The sequence below is a fragment of the Palleronia aestuarii genome, assembly GCF_003253995.1.
Lineage (GTDB): Bacteria > Pseudomonadota > Alphaproteobacteria > Rhodobacterales > Rhodobacteraceae > Palleronia > Palleronia aestuarii.
In genome coordinates this window covers 1-23666 of the sequence record NZ_QKZL01000035.1, presented here as the reverse complement: position 1 = coordinate 23666, position 23666 = coordinate 1, and the positions used below count along the sequence as shown (strand labels likewise).

The following is a 23666-nucleotide window of genomic DNA, read 5'->3' as shown; positions in this document are numbered from 1 at the left end:
AGGGCGGTCGAATTCACCGGGAGCGGCGTAGGCGATGCGCCATTCGTCGGGGTATCGATCCACTGGATCGATCCCTATTCCTCCTCATTGCCTGGCCTGCTGTCGCAGATCCCCGCGGATGAGCCGGTCGCCTCGGTCACCGCCGGTGGAGCCTATGATGGCGCTCGCCGGCGGTCTCGAACCGGTGGCGACCACCGGCTCACCTGCCGTGACGCCATCGCAGGCCGTGGAGCGGAAGCAATCATCCCGCCCCGCCGGAACGCAAAGCCGTGGAAGAAGGATAGTCCCGGCGCGGCGAGCCGCAACGAAGCCCTGCGTGCCATCGGACGCGTAGGCCGAACGATCTGGAGGAAGCGGAGCGGGTACGATCGCCGAAGCCGCGTCGAAACCAAGGTGAATTGTATGAAACTGCTCGGTCAGAAGCTGATGTCCCGCGACTTCGATCGCCAGACCGCCGAGCACCAAACGCGCATCGCAATCCTCAACCGCTTCACCGCTTCACCGCTTTCGGCATCCCCGTCACACAGTCCGTTGGCTAACTTCAGGCGGAAAAAGGGGCCGTCCGACCTTCAGCTGCTTCGTCCAACAGCGCCCGTTCGAGCCGCATCCAGCTCGGCCGGTCCCGCGCCATCTTCTCGGTCGCATCCAAGCTCAGCTCGTGGCGGCTCCGGAGCACCAGCATCCGGAACTTCAGAACAACGTCTATCGCCGGACGCCCGCCCTTGCAGCTGCGGGCCCGAGCCGCCGCCTTCTCCAGGATCTTTCGGAAGCGCTCGAACTCCACCCTCGCGTTCAGCGTCTCCAACGGATCTCCCCCCGCCGAGATCTCCGCGAGCCGCTCCTCATCACTCCAAAACCGCGCCCGCTTCACCATAGCCACCGCCCTTGTCTCGAGGTCAATGAATCACCATCAACGGCTCAAGGGTAGAAGCTTCTGGAGGCGTCCAGCTTACTCCATCGCTAGAACGTAGCCTCCGCCACCCCGTCTATGCGATGCGCGACCTCCAGCGGTTCTTGCCGAACGTGGTACCGGCCTCCGCCTGACTTAGAGCAAACGTGATCTGCTCGCCGACGAACTTCTTCTTCGGCATCAGGGCACTTCTCTTCTGGAAGAAGTGCGCCGAGAATTCGCACTCAGCCTGAACCGGCCTTAGGGAACAAGACCAAACGATCGGGATCGATCTTGAACCCCGGTTCAGTCGATCAGCAAAGGGGCGTCCGTCTTTCTTGCGATTTCCTCAAAGCCGTGCCCTGGAGCGCAATCGACGAGCCGCAGGCCGGCGGGCGTGACGTCGATCGTGGCGAGGTCGGTATATATCCGTGTCACTACGCCGACGCCGGTCAGGGGATAGGTGCATCCGCCGACGATCTTCGGCGCGCCCTCTCGCGTGACATGCTTCATCATGACATAGACCCGCTTCGTTCCCGCCGCGAGATCCATGGCGCCCCCGACGGCTGGCGGACGATGCGTCTCTCCGGTGCTCCAATTGGCGAGATCGCCGCTTGCGGAGACCTGCAATCCGCCAAGCACCGTGACGTCAAGATGGCCGCCGCGCATCATCGCGAAGCTCTCGCACTGGTCGAAGAAGGCCGCACCGCGGTTGACCGTGACGTATCCCTTGGCCGCGTTGATGAGTTCGGGGTCCTCCGCACCCGGCGCCGGCGCCGCCCCGAGGCCGAGGACGCCGTTCTCCGAATGCAGGATGACGCCCTTGTCGGGGTCGAGCGCGTCGCCGATGAGGACGGGGAGCCCGATCCCGAGATTGATGTAGGCGCCGGTCGGGATATCCTCGGCGATGCGGGCGGCGATCTCCTCGTTGGTGCGGGGCATCGGCGGACCTCAGCGGTGGTCGTGGACGACGAGGCGATCTACGAAGATGCCCGGCGTCACGACGGTTTCGGGATCGATCGGTTCGGTGAGGATACGCCGGATCTCGACGATGGTCAGCCGACCGGCCATGGCCATGACGGGATTGAAGTTACGCGCCGTCGCACGATAGCGCAGATTGCCCCAGGCATCGGCCTCCTCCGCGCGGATCAGGGCGACATCCGCGGGGAGCGGATCTTCCAGGACATAGCCACGTCCGTCGATCATGCGCGTCTCCTTACCCTCCGCGAGAGCGGTGCCGTAGCCCGTGGGCGTGAAGAAGCCGCCGAGCCCGGCCGCCGCGGCCCGTATCCTCTCGGCGAGCGTGCCTTGGGGGACGAGTTCCAGAGCGACCTCCCCGGCCTGCCACCGTGTCTCGAACCAGATCGAGCCGGAGGTTCGCGGATAGGATGCGACGAGCTTCGCAACGCGGCGCTCGCGGAAGAGAAGTGCGAGCGCGTTCTCTTCCTGCCCGGCATTGTTCGAGATGATGGTCAGATCCCGCGCGCCGCCCTCGAGAAGCGCGTCGAGAAGCCCGAATGGCACGCCCGCGAGACCGAAGCCGCCGACCATGATGGTAGCGCCGTCCCCGATCCCCGCGAGCGCTTCCGACGTGGCCTCGCAAATCAAGACCACGACAGACCCGTGCGAAGCGTTCCGGCAAAGGGGCCGCGGGAGATCTCGATCTCGTTCACGGCGACCCTTTCCGGTTTCACGGCTGGCGCTTTCGAATTCGGGCGGCGCGCGCTGTGGTACGATCCGGCAACGGATCTTGTATCGGACATCCGGAAACGCCCCGGCGAAATGAGACTTTGCGCCCGCCTCCCTATCCTTCGTAGAGCAGACATGCTGCAGGAAGCGGCAGGGCCGATACCGTTCCCGGTAGCAAGGGCGCAATGGTCTGAACTTAGAACTCTTTCGCTCAGGTGGCGTGGATCGAAATCGAAGGACAAAGTCGGTTGGACGCGAGATACGGTTTGACTTCGTCGCAGGAAGGCCGACGCGCCGCTGCTTCGTTGTATGGAGAATATCACGGGCGGGGCTCCTCCTCGATATCGAGCTTGTATGAACTGTAATGCAATTCAATGCAGATTGCGAAGCGGCAGGTAGAGTTGACGAACTTGCCCGGCAGGGAACGGAGAGCGATGCCGTTTGCGATCCCGGTCCACTCCCTCTACGGCGAACGCCAGAACGCGATCGCTATCCCTGCTCAGTTTCTTTATGGCCCGGCCGCGCAACTGATCCCCGATGATGGTCGGGCCCTTCTGGCCGATGGAGCGGCACTCGACCATCAGAACTCTGGAGAAGCCTCATGAACGACGTCGACCCGAACCTTGTCGAGGACCCGTATCCCCTGCAGAACCTGATCGGGTTTCGTATGCGTGACTGGTCAAAGGACTATGCCCGGTTCGACCTCGATCTCCGTGACGAACTGATGAACCGCTATGGTATCCCCCATGGCGGCGTCTACGCGATGCTGCTCGACACGGTGATGGGATACTCGGGCTCGTATACGGGCGATCCCGATCGACGGCGCCTCGCGATGACGCTGTCGATGACGACGAATTTCCTGTCCCGACCCACCGGAACCACGCTGATCGGCGAGGGCCGCCGCCGGGGCGGGGGTGCATCGACCTTCTTCTCCGAAGGCACGATCACCGACGAAGCGAATACGCTCGTAGCCACCGCGACGGGCGTCTTTCGTCTCAGGGCGTCCGACTAGGCGTCTCGGCATGTGGCCGACTTTCGGTTAGGACCGGCGCTGGCATCGCCAAGCCGTGCGTCGATCCTCACCAGCCTCTTAGCATCGCAACTGCCCGAAAGTTCTCAATTTATTGTAGTAGCGCCGTAGGACTGCATTGCAGTCTGGCGACCGGTTCCGCAGTTCGCCCGAACGAGTTTCCGGGTGATGCGACGACCCGGCAAGGCTAACCGCAATGAGAGATGCGCGGAGGCCTTCCTCTACCCCGTCGCCCTCGCCGCGAACGTCCTGTTCCAGCTTCGAGGATCAGCGGGTCTGGAGCCTGAGCCGGCATCTCCCAGCAGCAGATGTCGAGTTATCAAAGGATCAGATCGACGAAGACGCGGGGATTTGACCAGTGCCGGCGCACGCCGTGAACGTGGTCGGTCGCTTGGGCGGCGATCCGGTGGACGGCGAAGTCGCGAGGCCCCATGGTGCGCGTATCGCAGCAAAGGGAGGCTTCGCGACATGATCGACCTCTATACCTGGACGACGCCCAACGGCCGCAAGGTCTCCATCGCGCTCGAGGAGATGGAGCTGCCCTACGAGGCCCACGCCATCGATATCGGCCAGGGTGAGCAGCATGCGCCCGACTTCCTCGAGATCTCGCCCAACAACAAGATCCCGGCGATCCATGATCGCGATAACGGGCTGAAACTCATGGAATCCGGCGCCATTCTGATCTACCTCGCCGAGAAGTCGGGACGCTTCCTTCCCACGGCCGAACCGGCCCGGACACGGGTCATCGAATGGCTAATGTGGCAGATGGCCGGCTTCGGTCCGATGCTGGGCCAGGCGCATGTCTTCCTAAAGTTCAATCCGGGCAAGGCGCCTTTCGCCGAGGAGCGCCTCCGCAAGGAGGTCGACCGTCTCTACGGTGTGCTCGACACGCAGCTAGCCCGCGAGGGTCACGTCTCAGGCGAGTATTCCATCGCCGATATGGCGATCTGGCCGTGGGTGTCGCGCTACGAATGGCACGGCGCGGACATCGAGGCCTATCCTGAGGTGAAACGCTGGTACCTCGAGATCGCCCGCCGGGAGGCGGTGCAGAAGGGCTACCACGTACCGAAGTTCACCCAGGACATCCCGATGCCGTGACCCGCGTCAGGTGCGACTGCCCGGTCTGTGGGCCACCGGTGCCTCGCTGAAATCCTCCGGTTCGATCGGTGCGGAGGTCGGCGCCTCGATATGGCCGCCGGCCGAGACGTTGCCGTGGGGGAGATCCACCTTGGCCTTGCCGGGCCATTTGACGTTGAGCGTGATGCCGATGACGGCGAGCACGGCGCCAGCGAGGTCCGTGGCGATGCCGGGCTTGATCAGCACGAAGGCCGCTGCGACGAAGATCAACCTATTCAACACGGTCGCGGGTTTCATCAGGAAACCGCTGAGACCCGCCGAGAGAAGCGTCACACCGATCACCGAGGTCACGACGGTGGTCGCAATTTGCTCCCACGTGCCGATCAGGAGGAGCGACGGGCCGAAGACGAACATGAACGGGATGATGTAGCCGGTCAGGCCGAGCTTCACCGCGGCGTAGCTCGTCGACCACACGGCCGAGCGGCTGATCCCGCAGGCGGCGTAGACGGCGATGGCCACGGGTGGCGTGATCGCCGAGAGGATGGCGAAGTAGAAGACGAACATATGCGCCGCGGGAACAGGGATCTCGAGGCGAACGAGCGTCGGCACGAGAAGCGCGACCTGAACGATGTAGGCCGGGGTCGTGGGCATTCCCATGCCGAGGATGATCCCCGCCACCATGGTCAGAAGAAGCGCGGGCAGGAGCATCTCGTTGGCGGCCGCCCGCACGATGCCGGTGAAGGTGAGCCCGAGGCCCGTCTGCGCGATGACGCCGATGACGATACCGGCGGTGGCGCAGGCGAGCGCCACCAGCACGGAGTTGATCGCGCCCGCCTCGAGCCCGTCTATCAGCCGTCCGATGGTGAATTCCGACCGCGTTGTGCGGCGCAGGAGCACGACCGGCACGACGGAGAGAATGCCCATGAGCGCCGAATACTGGGCGGAGAAGCCCGACATCAGCGTGCCGATGATGATGACGAGGGGCAGGAACAGATGTCCGCGCTCGCGCAGCACTTCGCCGAGCCGAGGCAGGTCGGCACGGGGCAGGCCCCGCAGCCCCTGCTGACGGGCCTCGAAATGCACGGCGAGGAACACGGCGAGGTAGTAGAGGAGCGCGGGCAGGAGCGCGTATCCCGCCACGGTGAGATACCCCACCCCCAGGAATTCGGCCATGACGAAGGCGGCGGCGCCCATGATAGGCGGCATGATCTGCCCACCCGTCGAAGCCACCGCCTCGACGGCGCCCGAGAAGGGCGCGGGATAGCCGATGCGCTTCATCAGCGGGATGGTGAAGGTGCCCGTGGTCATCACGTTGGCCACCGCCGACCCCGACACCGATCCGAAGAGGCCGGAGGTCACCACCGCAACCTTGGCCGGACCGCCAGCCTGATGGCCGGTCAGGGCGAGGGCAAAATCCATGAAGAGCTTGCCGAGTCCCATCCGCTCGGCCAGGGCGCCGAAAATGACGAAGAGCACGACGTAGGTGGCCGAGACCTGCGCCGGGATTCCGAAGAGCGCGTCCGTCGTCATGTACTGGTATTCCAGCAGCCTCAGGATCGAGGTGCTGGTGAAAAAGACCTGATAGCCGAGAAAGAGGAGCGCCGTGAGCGGCAGGATCGGCCCGACCGCGCGCCGCGTCGCCTCGAGTACCACAACGATCATCAGGACGGCGAAGGTCTGGTCGGTGACGGAGACCGGCCCGACATAGGCCATCCGCGTGTTGAAGTAGTCCTGGAGGACGACCGGATAGGCGCAGGCCGCAACGGAGCCCACCAGGAACAGCCAGTCGAGGATCGTAGGCGCCCTGCCCTCGCGCGATTTCCACATCGGGAGAGAGAGATACGCGAGGACCAGCGCGAAACCGAAATGGGTCGTCCGGAGCGTGAACGCGTTGGGCGGGCCCGCATAGGCGATGTAGAGGTGGAACAAGCTCATGGCGACGGCGATCACGGTGATCGCCTGCCTGAGCAGCTTCGCGGAGCCTGTCATCTTGCCCTCCCTAGGCATGGCCACGGATGCGGCCGGGGCGACGGCATCTCGCCGCCACCCCTCGCTCAGCCCTGGGGGCTTATTGCTGGACGCCCTGCGCCTCGTAGAACGCCGTCGCGCCGTCATGCATCGGCACGCCCACGTCCTGCGCCATGCTCTCGAGCGTCAGATCGCTCATCACCGTGGCGATGGCGGCCATGTCGTCCTTTTTCTCCCACATCTGCGTCAGGATGCCCTCGACCACCTCCGGATCGAGATCGCAGCGTGCAACGACGTGCGTGGCGTAGCCGACCGCGGTGACATCCTCATCCTGGCCCGGGTAGGTTCCGCCGGGAATGGTGATGGCGGTGTAGCCCGGATTGATGTTCTCCCGCATGTCGTCGATGAAGCTCTGCTCGAGCGTGACGAGGGACACGTCGGAGGAATTGGCGAGGTCCATGATCGCCGAGGCCGGAATGGTCGTGCCGAGCGTGAGGATGTCGGAATTGTTGTCCTGCATCAGCGACACGCCATCCGAATAGGAGACGTAGTCGACCGCGCTCAGGTCATCGTAGCTGAGCCCCGCGGTCTCGAGCACGGCGCGTGTTACCTGCTCAGCGGTATTGCCGACAGGCTGCGTGGCGAGCCGCTTGCCGGCGAAATCCTCGGGCGTCTCGATGCCCGTCCCTTCGGTGGTGACGATCTGGAAGTACTGCGGATAGAGGGTCGCGATGTTGCAGACGTTGTCCGCCGCGCCGGTGAAGGGCTCCCGGCCTGCGATCGCGTCCACCGTGGAGATGGAGTTGGCGAAGCCGAGATCCGCGTCGCCGTTCTGCACCCCCTGCACGTTCGCGACGCCGCCGCCCGGAAGCACCTGGATCGAGGCGATGCCGGCATCGGACGCCATGCCCTGGATGGCGCCGCCAAGCGGATACCATGATCCGCCCTGAGGCCCCGTCATGAGGCGCAGCTGCTGTGCCTCCGCTCCCGTGACGCCAGCGGCCAGCAGGCCGATCGTAATGATTACGCTCTTCATAAGTCGTTCCTCCCTAACTTCGATCGCCCCCTGCGGGGCCCGATCTCACGGTGTCGAAACCGCGTCCTGCACGGTCGGCATCCCCAACCGTTCCGTCAAGTCGCGAAGCTGTGCATCGAGCTTCGGCGGCATCGGAATCCCGTGCGCCAGACGATCTGCCTCGCGGGCATATTCGGGATCGCCGGCCACGAGAACGGGTGTGGCGGGATCGGCCGGAACGGTCGCCCTGAGTGCCGCGACCATGTCGGAAAGATCGTCCTCGAAGGCTCTCTGCGATCCCCGCAGGAGCGCGGGATCGAGTGCCAGAACGAAATGACCGACATCGTGGCCGCGCCCCGGCGTGCCCCGAAGGGGTGTCTGTGCCGCACCCGACAGCGTGCTCGACAAGATCTCGACCATCGTGGCGAGACCGTAGCCCTTGTGCCCCCCGAGGGGGGACAGCAGGACCCGGGCGAGCGCCGCCTCGGCATCGTGCTCGGGTTGACCCTCCGGGGTCAACGCCCAGCCGTCGGGTAGAGGCGTCCCCGCGCGGGCCGCGAGTTTCAGCTTTCCGATCGCCGCGGTCGAGGTCGCCATGTCGAGCAGGAACGGCGGCCCGTCCGAGAGCGGCGCGGCGAAGGCGATGGGGTTTGTGCCGAGCATGGCGGTGTTGCCGCCAGTGGGGACGATCGCCGCGCGCCAGACCGACGAGGTGGATATGCCGACAAGCCCGCGCTCCGCGAGGCGCCGGGCATAGACACCGGCCGCCCCGTAATGGTTGGAATTGCGGATCGAGATCGCGGCCAGACCGAACTTCGCGGCTCGATCCGCCGCCATCTCCACCGCCATCATGGAGGGCGCGTGACCGAATCCGGCCCCGGCATCGATGAGGGCCACCGCCGCGTGGTCGTGGACGATCTCGATCTCGGGGCGGGCCACGGCGCCGCCGCTCGCGATCTGGTCGGCATAGAGCGGTAGCATCGCCGCGCCGTGCGACTCGATCCCCATGAGGTCGGCCGCGGCAAGGACATCCGCCGCGACGTCGGCATCCGCAGAGCGCAGGCCAAGCCCGCGCAGTATGTCGCCGATCAGAGCGACCCAGTCCGAATGGGGGATGCGCCGCGCGTCCCGCCCCTCGTCCTCCGAAGCGTCCATTCCGTCCCCTCCCCTCCCCTCTTCGATGCACGGCAATCCAGGCATCGCGCGATGTCAATGGCGGCCGGCGGGGCCTCCGTTGCGCCGGCCTAGGCTTGGCGTAATTCGCACCTTTCGGTTTCTCGTCGCGACCTCCCCGTCAGCAGTAGCGCTCCGGCCCCTGCCATTGCGCTTCGTTGTATCGATCGCCATGGGCCCAGCCCACGGGGAGCGTCTGCTCGATCAGGCTCATGTCCTCGGCGCTCAGCTCGACCGTGGCCCCCTTCGCCAGCTCCGCGAGGTGTGAGGCATCACGCGTACCCGGAATGGGTATGACCTGGGCGCTGCTCCGCAAGAGCCAGGCGATCGCGAGCGATGCGGCGGGCAGTCCCATGTCGGCGGCTACCGCGCGGAAGCGGTCGGTCGCCGTAAGATTGGCGCTCAGGTTCGGTTCCACGAACCGCGGGTTCTCCTTGAGAAAGGCGGAGGCTGCCGCCCGGGTACGATCCGGCGGTGTGTCGGTCAGGAGCCCGCGTCCCACAGGACAGAACGCGACCAGTGCCGTCCCAAGCGTCTCACACGCCTGGACGAGGCCGAGTTCGGGTGCCCGGACGCCAAGCGAATATTCGGACTGCACCGCGGCCACGGGATGGACCGATGCCGCGCGTCTGAGCGAGGTCGGCGCGATCTCCGAAAAACCGAATGCCCCGATTTTCCCGGCCTGCACGAATGACGCGAGGGTTTCCGTCACCTCCTCGATGGGACGTCCCGCCTCGCGCCGATGGACGTAGAAGAGGTCCACCCGCTCGACGCCGAGCCGCGCAAGGCTCTGATCGAGCGCCTCGCGCAGGTGCTCCGCGCTGTTGTCGAAGGACCGTGCTCCGGTCGCCGGATCGCGGCGAATGCCCGCCTTGGTCGCCAGCCGGAAGACCGGCCCGCGATCGGCGAGATATCGGCCGATCACCTCTTCCGAATGCCCCATCCCGTAGGCGTTCGAGGTGTCCAGGTGGTCTATCCCAAGTTCCCGGGCCGCGTCGAAGAGGGCGAAGGCCTGCTCCTCGGTCGCCGGTCCGTAGAAACCCGAGATGTTCATGGCTCCGAGCCCGATTGCCGAAACCTCGGGACCGTGTTCGCCCAGGCGGCGTGTCCGCATGGCTCAGGCGTCCCCCCGCAGCTTCGCGATGGTCGTCCGCGTGGAGATCATCTCGGGGTCGGTCACGAGCTCGATCACCGTGGGTCCGTGGTGATCGTAGGCCGCCTCGAGCGCGGGCCGGAAAGCCGCCGTCTCGGTCACCTGCGTATAGGCGGCACCATATCCCCGCGCCAGCAGGCCGAAATCTGGGTTCACGATGTCGGTGCCGACGACCCGGCGGGGATGCTCCCGTTCCTGGTGCATCCGGATCGTGCCGTAGGATCGGTTGTTGAACAGCAGCACGATGGGCCGCCCGCCATGCTGGACCGCCGTGGCAAGCTCCGCACCGCTCATCATGAATCCGCCGTCACCGACGAAGGCGATGGCCTGCCGCTCGGGAGCGTAGAGCGACGCGGCGACCGCCGCGGGCACGGCATATCCCATCGATCCGCAGGTCGAACCCAACTGTCGCCCGGGACGTCCATAACGCAGGAACCTCTGCGCCCAACCGGTATGGTTGCCGGCGTCGAGCGTAACGATGCAGTCAGTGGGAAGGATGTCGCGCACGTCCGCCATCGCCGCGCCCATGTCTAGACGGAAATCATGCGGCGGCGGCTCGCTGTCGACGAGATACTCCTCGCGCAGCGTGCGTCTCCAGTCCGCCGTGGCGCGGGTCTTGACGCTTCGTGCGGACAGAACCTCCGCCGTCCGACAGGCATCGGCCGCGATCCCCATCGCGGGGCTGTAGACCCGGCCGATCTCATCGGGATCGGCATGGATGTGGATCGTCCTCTGCGCCGGGGTCGGCACGGTCAGGGTCGAATAGGTCTTGGTCGTGATCTCTCCCAGACGCGCACCGATCACGAGGAGCGTATCCGCTTCGCCCAGGCGCTTCACGAGGCTCGGCGCCACGCCGGTGCCGAAGTCACCGACATAGCAATCGGAGCGATTGTCGATGACGTCCTGGCGCCGGAACGATGTCGCAACGGGAATATCGCTCGCTTCCGCGAAGCGCCGCAGGGCGTCGGCGCCCGCATCGGTCCAACCCGGCCCTCCCGCGAGGATCATCGGTCGTTCCGCTTCCGCCAGTGCGGCGATCACCGCGTCCGCCTGCGCCTCCGAGATCTGAGCCTGCGTCGGCGAATAGGGGCGCGCGTTGGGCACGGAGACGACCTCCGTCAGCATATCCTCCGGCAGCGCCAGTACCACCGGGCCCGGACGGCCCGAGGTCGCGACGCGGAAAGCCCTCGCCATGTATTCCGGGACGCGGGCGGCGTCGTCGATCTGGGCGGCCCATTTCGCCACCGAGCCGAACATCTGCCGGTAGTCGATCTCCTGGAAGCTCTCGCGATCCATGGTGTCGCGTCCCACCTGCCCCACGAGCAGGATCATCGGGGTCGAATCCTGACGCGCGATATGGACGCCCACCGCCGCATGACACGCGCCGGGCCCGCGGGTGACCATGCAGATCCCCGGCTTGCCGGTGAGCTTGCCGTAGGCTTCCGCCATGTCCGCGGCCCCGGCCTCGTGTCGGGCATTGTAGAGCGTGAAGCGGTCGGACGCGTCATGGAGTGCGTCGAGAACTTCGAGATAGCTCTCGCCGGGCACGCAATACGCGCAATCGGCGCCATGCAGCAGAAGCTGGTCCACGAGGACCTGGCCCCCGGTTCTCTGTTTCAGTTGCGATCCGTCCATCCAATCGTCCTCCCTTGTGGCGCGCTCGTCAGGCGGAGACGAGACAGGCCGGATCTGCACCCCGTCCATCGGAATGAGCCCAGATGTTCGACGCCCGATGCGACACCATCCGATCGAAATTGTCCAAGGTGCGCCCCGCGACATTCGGCAGCGTCACCACCTGTTCCATGGACAGAAGCGGATTGTCAGGCGCAACCGGGTCCTGCGCGAAAACGTCGAGACCGGCGGCCGAAAGCCGACCGCCCTGCAAAGCCTCGATCAAGGCAGGCTCGAGGATCGCCATGCGGCCGGCCCGCATCAAGCGGCTCCTTCGATGAGGAGGCGCATCATTTCGTGCTCTTCCTCGTCGAGATCGGTCAGGGGCGCGCGGACGGGCCCGGTGTCGAAGCCGCGCAGTCGCACGCCGGCCTTGATCGCGGACACGGCGTAGCCCTCGCAACGATCACGGATCCTGGCGAACGGGTAATAGAAATCGCGCAGCAACGCCTCGCAGGTGGCGTCGTCGCCGGCACTGAACGCCTTGTGGAACGCCAAAGCCGTCTCTGGCACGAAATTGAAGACGGCCGAGGAATAGGTCGGCATGCCGGCCCCGCGATAGGCCTGCGCATAGAGCTCGTGCGTGGGCATTCCGCCGATATAGGAGAGCCGGTCGCCGAGCCGCACGGTCACCCGTCGCACCGTATCGATGTCGCCCGTCCCGTCCTTGAATCCCACGAGGTTGGGGCATTCGTCGCTCAGACGCTCCAGCGTGTCCGCGCTCACCCTCGCCTGACCGCGGTTGTAGACGATCACGCCCATATTCGTGGCCTTGCAGACCGCGCGGATGCGGTTGGCTACGCCTTCCTGCGGCGCGCCGGTCAGGTAATGCGGCAAGAGCAGTATGCCGTCGCCGCCCGCCGCCTCGATCTCGCGCGCGAGATCGCAGGCCATGCGCGTGCCGTAGCCGCAACCGGCGATCACCGGCGCGTCGCCCGAGACTTCGCGCGCGGCGCGCACGACATCGACGATCTCCGCGGGCGTGAGCGAGAACATCTCTCCGGTGCCGCCCGCGACGATCAGACCGGCGACATCGTATCCCGAGAGCCAGTCGAGATGCGCCTTGAACGGCGACGCGGCGAAGCGGTCCTCGGCATCGAAAGGCGTGACCGGAAAAGACAGAAGGCCGTGGCGGATGATCTCGCGCAGGTCCGAAGGGGCAATCATGGTCGTCATCTCCTGAATGGTCGCCCGGGGACGGACGCCGGCGCTGGTCTTCCGACCACAGAGCCCATCCCCGCTGATGTCGTTCCGGTGGCGGCGATCCGCGCGCGCAATGTCGCCATTGCCCCGGAATTCTTATTGTCCTGTCGATCTGGTCCCGGCCCGGCGCCTCGTCCGGCAGCGAAGCGCGCAGGCACGGGATGTCTCAGCGCAGATCCGCGGGCAGAAGATCGTCGGGTATGTTCTGGTAGCAGACCGGTCGCAGGAAACGACGAATCGCGAGAGTGCCCACACTGGTTGCGCCGAAATTGGTTGAGGCCGGATAGGGACCGCCATGAACCATCGCGTCCGCGACCTCGACACCCGTCGGGAAACCGTTGACCAGGATGCGCCCGGCCTTCCGCTCCAGCACCGGCATCAGTCGCCTGGCCATGTCGGTATCGCCCGCGTCCATGTGCAGCGTCGCGGTCAGCTGACCTTCGAAGCCGCGCGCCAGCGTTTCCATCTCCTCGTAGCCGGAAACACGCACAACCAGTCCCAACGGTCCGAACACTTCCTCACCGAGCGCGTGATCCTGGAGATAGGCCTCCGCGTCGGTCTCGTAGAGGTTCGGCATCGCCTCGCGCCCGGCGCTCTCGGTCCGCAGCACCGGCCTCACGGCATTGCGGTCGTCGAACCGCGCCTGGCCGTCTCGATAGGCCTTGGCGATACCGTCCGTCAGCATCGTCTGCGCGGCCGCCGAAGCCAGAGCTTCCCTCGCCGCATCGACGACCGCGTCACCTTCGGCGCCCGCCGCCACGACGGCGATCCCGGGATTGGTGCAGAACTGGCCCGCCCCCATCACCAACGAACCCGCCCAGCCCTTGCCGATCTCAGCGCCGCGCGCCTTGACGGCCTCGGGCAGCAGGAACATCGGATTGACCGAGCCGAGTTCGCCGTAAAATGGGATCGGCTCCGGGCGTCGCGCGCAGAGATCGAAGAGGGCGCGCCCGCCGCCGAGCGACCCGGTAAAGCCCACGGCCTTGATCAACGGATGCTGGACGAGTGACGTCCCGACGTCCCGGTCGCCGCCCTGGACGAGGGAGAAGACGCCCGGCGGAATGTCGCAGCGCTCCATTGCGGCCTTGATCGCCTCGGCGACGATCTCGGATGTCCCCGGATGCGCGCCATGTCCCTTCACGACGACCGGGCAGCCAGCGGCGAGGGCCGAGGCGGTGTCACCCCCGGCGGTGGAAAAGGCCAGCGGGAAGTTGGAGGCGCCGAAGACGGCCACCGGCCCGATCGGACGTTGCACCATCTTCAGGTCCGGACGCGGCAGCGGCTGTCGGTCCGGCATGGCCGCGTCGTGACGGCGGTCGAGATAGGCGCCCTCCCGGATGTGGCGGGCAAAGAGCCGCAATTGATTTGCCGTGCGCGGCAATTCCACCGATCGGATGCGCGGCTCCGGAAGACCGGTTTCGGACATGGCGATCTCGGTGATCGCGTCCTCGCGCGCTTCCATCTCCTCCGCGATCGCATCGAGGAACTGCGCGCGGCGTTCTCGTGATACCGATGCATATTCCTCGAACGCGGCCTCAGCGGATTGGCAGGCACGGTCCACGAGCGCCGGCGTGCCCACCGAATATTCGTGGGCCGTGCCGTGCGCGGGCTGGGAGTGGAACGTCGCCTCGCCCGGCACCCACTCACCTGCGATCAGGTGACGGCCATGCGGGGTGAATTGCGTATTGGAGCCATCCATTCTGGTCGGTCCTCCTGTAAGGTCGTTTCATAGCTTGGAGCGCGTCGAGATGCATATTGGACGCGCCCGCTGATATGCACTAATATTTTAGTTTACCCCGGCGGTCAACTGTCGAAGTATGTTGCCAGTTGCTCACGGGATCGTCCGGATAATCCGGCAGGTTCGGAATGGAATGAACGACGGCGGGAGGACCGGCATGGAGGTATCGATCAAGGCTGCGCTGGACCTGATGCGGCACGATGTGCCGCAGGCGCGTCCATCGGCAGCATCGAGGATTTACGACGATCTCCGGCAGCGGATTCTCTCCCTCGAATTGCCGCCGGGCACCAATCTCCTGCGTGCCGATCTGGCCAGGCATTACGACGTGAGCGTGACGCCGTTGCGCGATGCGCTGCAGAAGCTCGAAGCCGATGGCCTCGTGCGGATCTATCCGCAGTCACGCACGCTTGTCACCCGCATCGACGAAGCGCTGGTGCACGAGGGCCATTTCCTGCGCCGTGCGCTCGAGACCGAAGTGGTGCGCCATCTCGCGAAAGGCGAGGCATCCGAGACCGTCGAGCGCGCACGCTCGGTGGTCGCGCTGCAGCGTTCCTTGCAGGACGAGCGCGGGCAGCTTCGATTGTTCCAGGAACTCGACGAGCACTTTCACCGCACCCTGTTCGACGGTCTTGGACGATCGGCGCTGCACGATCTGATCCGCTCACGCGCAGGTCATCTCGATCGGGTCCGGCGGCTGCAGACCCATTCGCCGGAAAAGATCCAAGATATCCTGCGCGGTCACGACGCCATCCTCGAGGCCATTTCTGCCGGCGACGAAGACGCCGCGATGGCGGCGATGCGCGACCATCTCTTCAAGGAGCCGGACTGGGTCCAAGAGTTCCGCGCGATGCACGTGGATTATTTCGCGTGAGCGATCCGACCGTTCGCCATTTCCCTAATGAGCCAAGCATGCGCGCGAGCCCGGGCCGCGTGCGGGAGGATACATGCTCGACAATACCCAAGGCCTGCACGTCGTCGCCCAGACACCCTTCCTTCCCGACGGCGCCGTCGATCACGACAGCATTGCGACGCTGACGGATTTCTACCACGGGCATGGCGCTCGGGGCCTCCTGGTCCTCGGGGTGAGCGGAGAGGCCCAGACGCTGACGCCGGACGAGGCGGTGGCCATCGCCGCGTCCTATGTCGCGGCCTCGTACGACCTGCCGGTCATCGCCGGCGTTTCTTCCCCGAATCTCGCGATCCTGGCCGAGATCACCGAACAGGTCCGGGCAGAAGGCGTTGCGGGAGTGATGATCGCGCCGTCCGCCGGTGTCCGGACGGAAGAGGACCTTCTGGCTTACTTCGATGCGGTGTTCACCCGGATCGGGGATGTGCCGACGGTGCTGCAGGATTTTCCTGCATCGAACGGCGTGTTGATGTCCGTGCCCGCCATGGCGCGGTTGCTCGAGACCTTTCCGCAGATCGCCGTCATCAAGGAAGAGGACATGCCAAGTGCGCGCAAGGTCGCGGCCCTGCGCGCGGCCGCGCCGCGGCCTGTACGGATCCTGACTGGCAACAACGGGCTCTACCTGCCGCAGGAACTGGCGCGCGGTGCCGACGGGCCGATGGCCGGCTTCTCCTATCCCGAAATGTTGTCGGGCGTGGACCGGCTCCTGCGCGAGGAAGGCGACAGTGCCGGTGCCCATACGCTTTTCAACCGATACCTCCCGCTTCTCAAGCACGAGGCGCAGGGCGCGATGGGGATCGCGCTCCGCAAGGAAATGATGCGCCGCCGCGGCGCACTGGCCCATGCGACGATGCGGGCTCCGGGGGCCGCGTTGAGCGCAGATGATATCGCCGAGCTCGACGCGATCCTCACCCATATGGATCTCCCGGCATAACGAGGCGCCGGGTCTCAGCCCGGAAAGAACGGTGCCGGTTTGAGGATCTTGTTGACCTGGCTCACCAGATATCCCGCGTCGGCGCTCTTCTTCAGGTAGTCCTGCCACTCGGGGTCCGCTGCCATGGCAGCCCGCTTCTGGGCGCGGTCGGCGGCATCGTCGAATTGCCAGATATGGACGTAGGAGTTCACGTCCCCCGTCTCTACTGCGCCGTAGATGACCGGGTCGCCGAGGTGCCGGCGCTGAACGGGCCAGCCAAATTCGCCGTAAAGCTTCATGTGCTTGGCGATCGTACCCGGGCGGCAGGTATAGGTTCGGTGGTCGTAGATCATTCGTATCCCTCTCTTTTCAACTGACTTCGCAGGCTTCCGCAGGGGTGCTGCGAAAAATCTTGCTACCCTGCAGCCAATTCATATAGTAATGTATTAGTTGGCCGATGGGCAAGCCGGCATGGCTGGCTACCCGGCCTGTGCGGGACCAGGGGGCCCGGACGACGTCCCAAGAGGACGCCGCGACCAGAGGAGGAATTAATATGCCTGCATTCAGAATATCCGCGACCGTGGCGCTCGCGGCGACGGTAATCGCACCCGTCGCAGCGTACGCCGAGTATCCGGAAAGAGACATCCGGGTGATCGTGCCCTGGGGGGCCGGCGGCGGGACCGACGGGATCGTGCGCAAGATCACGAACCTTGCCGAGGGCGAGATCGGCGATGCGTCGATGTATGTCGAAAACATCGAGGGCGGCGTCAGCGCCACCGGCATCGGACAGGTGATGAGCGCCCGTCCCGATGGATACACGATCGGCGCCCTGACCTACGACAGCATCGTGACGGTTCCCTACCAGGGCATGCTGCCCACCTACAGCATGGACAAGCTCAAGCTGATCGCACGCATCACGAGCGAGCCGGACGCGATCATCGTCGATGCGAACAGCGATTATGCAAGCCTTCAGGACTTGCTCGACGCCGCGAAGGAGTCTCCCGGCCAGATCCGGGTGGCGGTACAGAACTTGGGCGGACGAGTTCACCTCACCCTCCTGCAGTTCCAGGAACTTACCGGTACCGAGTTCAAGATCGTCTCCTACCCCGGTGGTGCGGCGCCTCAGAAAGAGGCCATCCTGTCGGACGAGGTGGACGTGGCGCTCACCTCGCTCGGTGATTTCGCGAACCTCATCGACGACGGCACGGTGAAGGGGCTGGTCGAATTCTCCACCGCCAAGAACCCGACCTACGACGTCCCGACGGCGCAGGACGTCGGCGTGGATCTGCAGAACGGCTCCTTCATCGTCTTCGCCGCACCGGCAGACACCCCCGAGGAGGCGATCACTGCGCTCGAGAGCGCCTACCAGGCCGCCTACGAGAGTGACGAGTTCCAGGACTGGGTGGCCGAGATCGGCGTGACCCCGAACTGGCTCGGAACCGGCGAAGTCACCGAATGGGCTGACGAGACCGCGCAGAACCTTTTCTCGGAGATGGATGCGCTCGAGCAGGACGGCGCGGGCACGAAGTGATCCGCACAACGTGGTGACCATACCGGCGTCGGGGTCTGCCCCGGCGCCTTTCCGATCGGGAGGGGTCGATGGACCTGAAAGGGCGTTTCACGCGCGGCGGGATCGTGTTCCCGTTGGCGCTGATCGTGGTGACGACGATCTATCTGGCAGCGGCCTTCGACATCCGCACGCAATTCAGCGCGGCCGGCGATATCGGTCCGCAGACGATCCCCGTCCTCACAGCGACGCTGATGTACGTCGCGCTACTGGTCGTGTTGATCCAGGAGATCCGCAATCCCCCTGACGGGGAGGACGAGGAGAATTCCGGATCGTTGTTGCGCCCGGCGCTCGTGGTTCTCGCGACGGCCGGCTACATCGCGCTCTTCCGGCCCCTGGGCTACAGCCTCTCGACGCTGTTCTTCGTCGCGGCGCTGTTTCTCGTCTTCGAGTTCGAGACCCGACGCCCGGTACGTTTCGCGCTCTACGCGCTGGCGGTCACCGCGGTGTTCTACGGCCTCTTCGCCCTGGTCTTCGGCGTGCGATTGCCGACCCTCACCGAGGGGCTGTTCTGATGGAAACGGTCCTCACGCTCGCAGGCGGCTTCGGCGCGCTTCTCGACTGGACGGTCCTGGCCTTCATGATCGCCGGGTTTCTGGTGGGAACCTTCTTCGGTGCGATGCCGGGATTGACCTCCGTGCTCGCCATCGCGCTCCTTCTTCCGATCACCTACACGATCGACGTGATCCCCGCGCTGGTCATGAGCGCGTCGATCTTCATGGCCGGAATGTATTCCGGTTCGATCACGGCGACGACGATCAACATTCCCGGCGCGCCATCGTCCATGATGACCGCGATCGAGGGAAACCGGCTGATGAAGCAGGGCAAGGGCGCCAACGCGCTCGGTCACGCCGCGCTCGGCTCGATGATCGGGGGCAGCATCGGTGCGATCCTCCTGATGGCATTCATGCCGCTGGCCGCCGAAATCTCCCTGCTGATACGGACGCCGGGCAAGTTCTCGCTCGTGCTGTTCGCGCTCGTCGTCATCATCATCGTCGACAAGGGAGCCATCGCGAAGGGCGTCGTGGCGACGCTTCTGGGGATCATGCTGGCGACGATCGGCATCGACGTGCTGCAGCCCATTCCGCGGTTCAATTTCGGCACCGAGACTCTCATCGAGGGGATCGACCTCATGCCGGTCGTGATCGGGGCGTTCGCGGTCAGCGAGGTGCTGATTCAGGCCCAGAGCTGGCGATCTTCCTTCGGCATTCCGGATGCCGACGCCAAGGATCTGGGTATCCGTCGCCGTGACTTCATCCCGCCACTGTCCGAGATCCGGCAGATCGGGCTTCTTACTTACGTCAAAAGCGCGATCATCGGCTATGGCATCGGCATATTGCCCGGAGCGGGCGGATCGATGGCGGCCTTCGTCTCCTATGCCACGGCGCGCAGTTCCTCGAAGCACCCGGAGGAATACGGCAACGGCTCCCGCGAAGGCATTGCGGCGGCGGAATCGGCGAACAACTCCATGTGCGGCGGGGCGTTCGTGCCGATGCTGATGTTCGGCATCCCCGGCGATCCGACGACCGCGATCGTCCTGGGCGTGCTCGTGATCAACGGTCTGCAACCGGGTCCGCGCCTGCTGGAGAACCAGGCCGACCTGCTGGCACCGATGTTCGCCTCGCTGCTGATCAGTGCCCTCGTACTGATCCCACTGACATTGTTCCTCTTCGGTCCGTGGTTCGTGCGGATCGTGTCGATCCCCAAGGGCCTGCTTTACAGCGCGATCGCGGTTGTCGCCCTGGTCGGCAGCTACGTCGCCACGTATTCGGCCTTCCAGATGGCGTTGGCTCTGGGTTTCGGGATCCTCGCCTATATCATGCGCCGCAACAACTACTCGACGGTGTCGATGCTGCTGGGCTTCATACTTGGGCCGGACCTCGAACAGTATCTGCGGCGATCGCTCTCGTTGAACGACGGCAATCCATCGGTGTTCCTGACCAGTCCCGACAGCCTGTTCTTCCTCGCGGTCACGGCGCTCTTCGTCTACGCCATTCTGATCCGCGGAGGGAAACGCGCCGCATAGAGAACCTGCCGGGAAACTGCGCGAGGGGGACATGCAGCCCGTCGCGCCGTCCCCGGTGCGATCAGGTGACAGTCTATCGATAACTTCCTGATCTCAGGAGACCTGACTGACCCCGCGGTTCGGCGTCGGACAGGACATATATCTACGGACGCGCACATCGCGGGGTCGGTGACCTAAACCGGCCGCCAGTGATGTCCCCTTTCCTGTCGCAGATCTTCGTCCGTCAGGCGTCCTGTCGAACCTTCTGCAGGAGGTCGTCCATCGCGCGGACGAGCAGCCACGCATCGCCTCCGATCGCCACGAACTCGATCCCCGCCTCCTGATAGCGACGCGCCGCATCCTCGCCGTAGCCTAGGATACCCACAGCCTTTCCAGCCGCGTGGGCCGCCTCCGTCGCGCGGCGGATCTCGGCCTGTACCTCGGAGGCGGCAACCTCGCCCACACGTCCCATGGAGGAGGCCAGATCACCGGGCCCGATGAAGATCCCGTCCACGCCCTCGGTCGCGGCGATCTCGGGAATATTGTCGATCGCTTCCTGTGTCTCGACCTGGACGATCACGCAGAGATCGCGTGCGTAGGTCTGCAGGTAACCCTTCCGACGGCCATAATCGTTGGCCCGCATGGTACCGGAATGGCCGCGCACGCCATGCGGCGGATACCGGGTCCAGGAGACCGCTTCGGCTGCCATGTCCGAGTTCTGTATCATCGGAAACATGAGCGACCGGGCCCCGATGTCGAGCAACCGCTTGGTCATCACCTGTTCCGAGAAGGGCGGTCGCACGACAGGCTCGGCGCCACCGCTCCGCGCCGCCCGCAATTGGTCCGCCATCATCGACAGGTCGTTGGGCGCATGCTCCATGTCGAGCAGCACCCAGTCCGCGCCGCTCTGCGCGGCGATCTCGGACACGGCAGGCGAACAGAGCGAGAGCCAGAAGCCTTGAAGGCGTCGCCGCGCCGCCAGTCCGGCCTTCAGGGAATTCTCGGTCATGCAGGCATTCTCCTTTCAGGGTGGCGCTCGCGGCCGATAACGGCCGAAAGACGCGGGCTCGCAAGCCCTAGCAGCCTCGAGCCGATGGAGCGACGCTGTCGACACGCGCCACGTCGCGCCCCTTGGTGCCGCCGCCCTCGCGCCGGACGCCGATGCCGCTCAATTTGGTCAGGCTCTTCTCTCCCGTGGTCGTATCACGCCGCGTTCAATTGCCCGCGCAACCACGCGGCCTCCTCCGCGACGACACCGTGGCCCGCACCGGGGATCACGAGGGTATCTACCATGGCTCCCATCCCCGCCAGCACCTCGGCCGAACGACGGACGCGTGCGATCGGGATGTGCGGGTCGCGTTCGTGGCAGCCGATCAGGACCGGGACATCGGCGAGCGACCCGTTGTAGTCGAACCGCTTGTCGGACCTGCCGTAGAGGTCGGGCCGCGGCGGACCATCCGCGTCGCCCGTTCCGACGAGCCCGCCCGACAAGGCCGCGACGGCCCGGAACGGACGTGCCAGCCGGGCGGTCGCCTCGAGTGCAAGGCAAGCGCCCTGGCTGAAACCTGCGAGCACGGTTCGCTCGGGAACGATCCCCGCACGCTCCAGGTCGTCGAGGAGCGCTGTGATGACCGACAGCCCGCTCGACAGGCCCGGTTCGTTTGCGCCAAGCGGCGCGAGGAAGCTGTCCGGCCACCACGAATTGCCCGCCGCCGCCGGGGCGAGTGCCGCCACGTCGGGCAACGCGAGGTGGTCGTGGAGACCGAGCATGTCTTCCGGTCCCGCGCCGCGCCCGTGCAGCATCACCATGACGAGGCGCGCGTGGCCCACCGATGGGCCGGCCGATGCCAGCCGCTGGCCGGCATGCGGCCCCGACCCGGCCGTGCGGGACGCAACCATCATGCCGGCGCCGTCCGCCGTTCGGGCAGCTTCAACTCCGGCAGAACGCTCTCGATGCGCGCGCGATGCGCCTCGTATCGCAGTGGCAACTTCAGCGCTTCGCCCAGCGTGTCCGCATTCTCGTCGACGGCGAAGCCCGGCGGGTCGGTGGCGATCTCGAAGAGCACACCGCCGGGCGTGCGGAAGTAGATCGCGTCGAAGTACTGCCGGTCGATCACGGGCGTCACATCGAGCCCGATCGCGGCCAGCCTTTCGCGCCAATCGGCCTGGGCCTCGGGCGTGGGCGCGCGAAAGGCCACATGATGGATCGTGCCGGCGCCGGGCCGGGCGATCGACCAGGCGTCCGACGTGATCACGTCGACCACGCTCGCCCTCTCCGGTGCGCGGGACCGGAACCGGATGCGACGCTCGACGCCCCCCGTCCCGGCGGTCGCGACATCGTCTTCGCCTAGACGGTCGTAGCCCATGGCATCGAGAACGCGGGCCGTCGGTTCGATGTCCTTCAGCCACAGGGTCACCGAGTGGAACCCGTCATCCCGGTGACCGCCCTCGATCAGTTCGACGCGCAGACCGTCCGGATCCTTCAGCGCGATGCCGCGCTCGCTCATCCGCGTCCACGGACCCTCGAAATCGATCGCATCCGACGCAAGTCGGTTCATCCACGCGTCGAGATCGGGAACGGCATAGGCGAATGCGCTCGCCATCCCCGGCCCCGCGCGACCGGGGCCCGCATCCATGAAGGGAAAGAAGGTCAGGATCGACCCCGGCGCAGCGTCCTTATCGCCGTAATAGAGATGGTAGGTGCCCGGATCGTCGAAGTTCACCGTGCGCTTCACGAGACGCTGGCCCAAGTCACGTACGTAGAAGTCGAGGTTCGCCTGGGGCGGGCCACTGATGGCCGTGACGTGGTGGAGCCCGGGAATGGTCTGGGTCATAGGGTATCTCCGCTTTGAATTTGAAGGGTCGGAGCTTTTCGTGTCCTGTCTGACGCCCTATCTAGGCACGCGATATCGAAAGAATAGTAGTTACCAATTGGATACTGCCCTTACGGACGACCGAGAGTTCGAGGACATCTGCAGCGCGGCACCGCTTTTCGCTGCGCTCGCGGGGCGTTGGAAGACGCAATTGATCTATGTTCTGGGCATTCGAGGGCCGCAGCGCTTCGGCGCCCTGCGCCGCATCATGCCGCGCATCTCTCCGAAGATCCTGACGCAGCGGTTGCGGGAACTGGAGGGCGATCGGCTGATCTGGCGCGAACAGTCGCCGACGATCCCGCCGCAGGTGACCTACGGTCTGACAAGGACCGGTATGCGCGTTCATGAGGTACTCACTGCGCTCGAGCCCATCGCTAGAGACTGGGGCATGGAGGGTCCGGCGGGCACCGAAGAGTAGCACTCCCCCGAAGGTTCCCCTCACTATGCGGGCCACTAGGTGTTCAGTCCCGGCATTTGGTGGATCGGGTTGAGGATGAATCGATCTGGCTCTGACGTCCAGATCTTGCAGATGTATTCGTAGGGCGTGAGACCGCCGAGGGTCTTGAGTCTGTGTGCGAAGTTGTAAGCTGCCATGAAGTCCCCGAGGTGGGTGCGTGGCTGATCGTGGCTTTCGTAGTGGAAGCGTTTCACGGTCGCATCCTTGATGGTGCGGTTCATCCGCTCGACTTGCCCATTGGTCCAGGGGTGGTTCGGTTTTGTCAGCCGGTGCTCGATCCCGTTGGCTTCGCAGAGTTGGAGGGGACCGTGGCCCCGGTGGGGCCGCGAAAGCCCCGG

25 protein-coding genes and 1 pseudogene are annotated in these 23666 nt (G+C 65.4%); 10 read left to right on the top strand and 16 right to left on the bottom strand.

Translation table 11 applies throughout. The features are described from left to right. Positions 1 to 539 (top strand): annotated as a pseudogene (locus LX81_RS19855) (transposase); the annotation flags it as partial. A gap of 2 nt (positions 540 to 541) precedes the next feature. On the opposite strand, the gene LX81_RS19850 reads toward LX81_RS19855, so the two are convergent. The 3 genes from LX81_RS19850 to LX81_RS19840 form a co-directional block, all read right to left on the bottom strand. Further along, on the bottom strand, positions 542 to 874 hold the full coding sequence (locus tag LX81_RS19850) for a transposase (RefSeq protein WP_111539027.1): 333 nt from the start codon (positions 872 to 874) through the stop codon (positions 542 to 544). A gap of 321 nt (positions 875 to 1195) precedes the next feature. After that, positions 1196 to 1831 (bottom strand): 3-oxoacid CoA-transferase subunit B, encoded by a 636-nt coding sequence (locus LX81_RS19845; RefSeq protein WP_111539026.1) that lies wholly within the window; start codon positions 1829 to 1831, stop codon positions 1196 to 1198. A gap of 9 nt (positions 1832 to 1840) precedes the next feature. Then, on the bottom strand, positions 1841 to 2503 hold the full coding sequence (locus LX81_RS19840; protein ID WP_111539025.1) for a 3-oxoacid CoA-transferase subunit A: 663 nt from the start codon (positions 2501 to 2503) through the stop codon (positions 1841 to 1843). A 509-nt stretch (positions 2504 to 3012) separates the two neighbouring features. On the opposite strand from LX81_RS19840, the gene LX81_RS22380 reads away from it, so the two are divergent. The 3 genes from LX81_RS22380 to LX81_RS19825 all read left to right on the top strand — a co-directional run bounded on the left by LX81_RS22380 (position 3013) and on the right by LX81_RS19825 (position 4706). After that, positions 3013 to 3183, top strand: coding sequence for a hypothetical protein (locus tag LX81_RS22380; RefSeq protein WP_170134057.1), 171 nt, complete (start codon positions 3013 to 3015; stop codon positions 3181 to 3183). Then, the gene (locus LX81_RS19830; protein WP_111539023.1) at positions 3180 to 3590 is read left to right on the top strand and encodes a PaaI family thioesterase; all 411 of its coding nucleotides are present in this window, start codon (positions 3180 to 3182) and stop codon (positions 3588 to 3590) included. Before LX81_RS22380 ends, LX81_RS19830 begins: the two co-directional genes overlap by 4 nt. Positions 3591 to 4076: 486 nt before the next feature. Further along, positions 4077 to 4706, top strand: a complete 630-nt coding sequence (locus LX81_RS19825; protein WP_111539022.1) for a glutathione S-transferase family protein — start codon at positions 4077 to 4079, stop codon at positions 4704 to 4706. Between the two features lie 6 nt (positions 4707 to 4712). Here the strand turns inward: LX81_RS19825 and LX81_RS19820 are convergent, their stop codons facing one another. The 8 genes from LX81_RS19820 to LX81_RS19785 all read right to left on the bottom strand — a co-directional run bounded on the left by LX81_RS19820 (position 4713) and on the right by LX81_RS19785 (position 14567). Further along, the gene (locus LX81_RS19820) at positions 4713 to 6674 is read right to left on the bottom strand and encodes a TRAP transporter permease (protein WP_111539021.1); all 1962 of its coding nucleotides are present in this window, start codon (positions 6672 to 6674) and stop codon (positions 4713 to 4715) included. Between the two features lie 79 nt (positions 6675 to 6753). Continuing rightward, a complete protein-coding gene (locus LX81_RS19815) occupies positions 6754 to 7689 on the bottom strand; it encodes a TAXI family TRAP transporter solute-binding subunit (protein ID WP_111539020.1) in 936 nt (311 codons plus the stop codon). A gap of 45 nt (positions 7690 to 7734) precedes the next feature. Continuing rightward, positions 7735 to 8823 (bottom strand): Ldh family oxidoreductase, encoded by a 1089-nt coding sequence (locus LX81_RS19810; protein ID WP_211322840.1) that lies wholly within the window; start codon positions 8821 to 8823, stop codon positions 7735 to 7737. 139 nt (positions 8824 to 8962) lie between these two features. After that, the gene (locus tag LX81_RS19805; RefSeq protein WP_111539018.1) at positions 8963 to 9955 is read right to left on the bottom strand and encodes an aldo/keto reductase; all 993 of its coding nucleotides are present in this window, start codon (positions 9953 to 9955) and stop codon (positions 8963 to 8965) included. Positions 9956 to 9958: 3 nt separating this feature from the next. Next, positions 9959 to 11629 carry a thiamine pyrophosphate-dependent enzyme gene (locus LX81_RS19800; RefSeq protein WP_111539017.1) on the bottom strand — a complete coding sequence of 557 codons (1671 nt, stop codon included), beginning with the start codon at positions 11627 to 11629 and terminating at the stop codon, positions 9959 to 9961. Positions 11630 to 11657: 28 nt separating this feature from the next. Continuing rightward, a complete protein-coding gene (locus LX81_RS19795; protein ID WP_111539016.1) occupies positions 11658 to 11927 on the bottom strand; it encodes an NAD(P)-dependent oxidoreductase in 270 nt (89 codons plus the stop codon). Continuing rightward, the gene (locus tag LX81_RS19790; RefSeq protein WP_373280302.1) at positions 11927 to 12829 is read right to left on the bottom strand and encodes a 5-dehydro-4-deoxyglucarate dehydratase; all 903 of its coding nucleotides are present in this window, start codon (positions 12827 to 12829) and stop codon (positions 11927 to 11929) included. Before LX81_RS19790 ends, LX81_RS19795 begins: the two co-directional genes overlap by 1 nt. 205 nt (positions 12830 to 13034) lie before the next feature. Beyond that, on the bottom strand, positions 13035 to 14567 hold the full coding sequence (locus LX81_RS19785; RefSeq protein ID WP_111539014.1) for an aldehyde dehydrogenase (NADP(+)): 1533 nt from the start codon (positions 14565 to 14567) through the stop codon (positions 13035 to 13037). Between the two features lie 172 nt (positions 14568 to 14739). On the opposite strand from LX81_RS19785, the gene LX81_RS19780 reads away from it, so the two are divergent. Both LX81_RS19780 and LX81_RS19775 read left to right on the top strand, forming a co-directional pair. Further along, a complete protein-coding gene (locus LX81_RS19780) occupies positions 14740 to 15477 on the top strand; it encodes a GntR family transcriptional regulator (protein WP_170134055.1) in 738 nt (245 codons plus the stop codon). A gap of 73 nt (positions 15478 to 15550) precedes the next feature. Beyond that, complete coding sequence (locus LX81_RS19775; protein ID WP_111539012.1) at positions 15551 to 16447, top strand: dihydrodipicolinate synthase family protein; 897 nt, start codon at positions 15551 to 15553, stop codon at positions 16445 to 16447. A gap of 14 nt (positions 16448 to 16461) precedes the next feature. On the opposite strand, the gene LX81_RS19770 is transcribed toward LX81_RS19775, so the two are convergent. Continuing rightward, positions 16462 to 16779 (bottom strand): NIPSNAP family protein, encoded by a 318-nt coding sequence (locus LX81_RS19770; protein WP_111539011.1) that lies wholly within the window; start codon positions 16777 to 16779, stop codon positions 16462 to 16464. A 200-nt stretch (positions 16780 to 16979) separates the two neighbouring features. Here LX81_RS19770 and LX81_RS19765 point away from each other — a divergent pair, with 200 nt between their 5' ends. The 3 genes from LX81_RS19765 to LX81_RS19755 all read left to right on the top strand — a co-directional run bounded on the left by LX81_RS19765 (position 16980) and on the right by LX81_RS19755 (position 20019). Next, a complete protein-coding gene (locus tag LX81_RS19765) occupies positions 16980 to 17957 on the top strand; it encodes a Bug family tripartite tricarboxylate transporter substrate binding protein (RefSeq protein ID WP_111539010.1) in 978 nt (325 codons plus the stop codon). A 68-nt stretch (positions 17958 to 18025) separates the two neighbouring features. Beyond that, positions 18026 to 18508, top strand: coding sequence for a tripartite tricarboxylate transporter TctB family protein (locus tag LX81_RS19760; protein WP_111539009.1), 483 nt, complete (start codon positions 18026 to 18028; stop codon positions 18506 to 18508). Beyond that, the gene (locus LX81_RS19755) at positions 18508 to 20019 is read left to right on the top strand and encodes a tripartite tricarboxylate transporter permease (RefSeq protein WP_111539008.1); all 1512 of its coding nucleotides are present in this window, start codon (positions 18508 to 18510) and stop codon (positions 20017 to 20019) included. Before LX81_RS19760 ends, LX81_RS19755 begins: the two co-directional genes overlap by 1 nt. A gap of 223 nt (positions 20020 to 20242) precedes the next feature. Here LX81_RS19755 and LX81_RS19750 read toward each other — a convergent pair whose 3' ends face one another. From LX81_RS19750 to LX81_RS19740, 3 genes are all read right to left on the bottom strand, one after another. Next, positions 20243 to 21007 carry an HpcH/HpaI aldolase family protein gene (locus LX81_RS19750; protein ID WP_111539007.1) on the bottom strand — a complete coding sequence of 255 codons (765 nt, stop codon included), beginning with the start codon at positions 21005 to 21007 and terminating at the stop codon, positions 20243 to 20245. 194 nt (positions 21008 to 21201) lie between these two features. Then, positions 21202 to 21900: an alpha/beta hydrolase gene (locus LX81_RS19745; RefSeq protein WP_111539006.1), complete on the bottom strand. Its 699-nt coding sequence runs from the start codon at positions 21898 to 21900 to the stop codon at positions 21202 to 21204. Beyond that, positions 21897 to 22832 carry a ring-cleaving dioxygenase gene (locus LX81_RS19740; RefSeq protein WP_111539005.1) on the bottom strand — a complete coding sequence of 312 codons (936 nt, stop codon included), beginning with the start codon at positions 22830 to 22832 and terminating at the stop codon, positions 21897 to 21899. Before LX81_RS19740 ends, LX81_RS19745 begins: the two co-directional genes overlap by 4 nt. Before the next feature lie 97 nt (positions 22833 to 22929). Here LX81_RS19740 and LX81_RS19735 point away from each other — a divergent pair, with 97 nt between their 5' ends. After that, entirely contained in the window at positions 22930 to 23289 is a 360-nt protein-coding gene (locus LX81_RS19735; RefSeq protein ID WP_234822748.1) for a winged helix-turn-helix transcriptional regulator, read from the top strand. A gap of 35 nt (positions 23290 to 23324) precedes the next feature. On the opposite strand, the gene LX81_RS19730 is transcribed toward LX81_RS19735, so the two are convergent. Then, a partial coding sequence (locus LX81_RS19730) for an integrase core domain-containing protein (RefSeq protein WP_146259493.1) occupies positions 23325 to 23666 on the bottom strand: 342 nt, incomplete at its 5' end.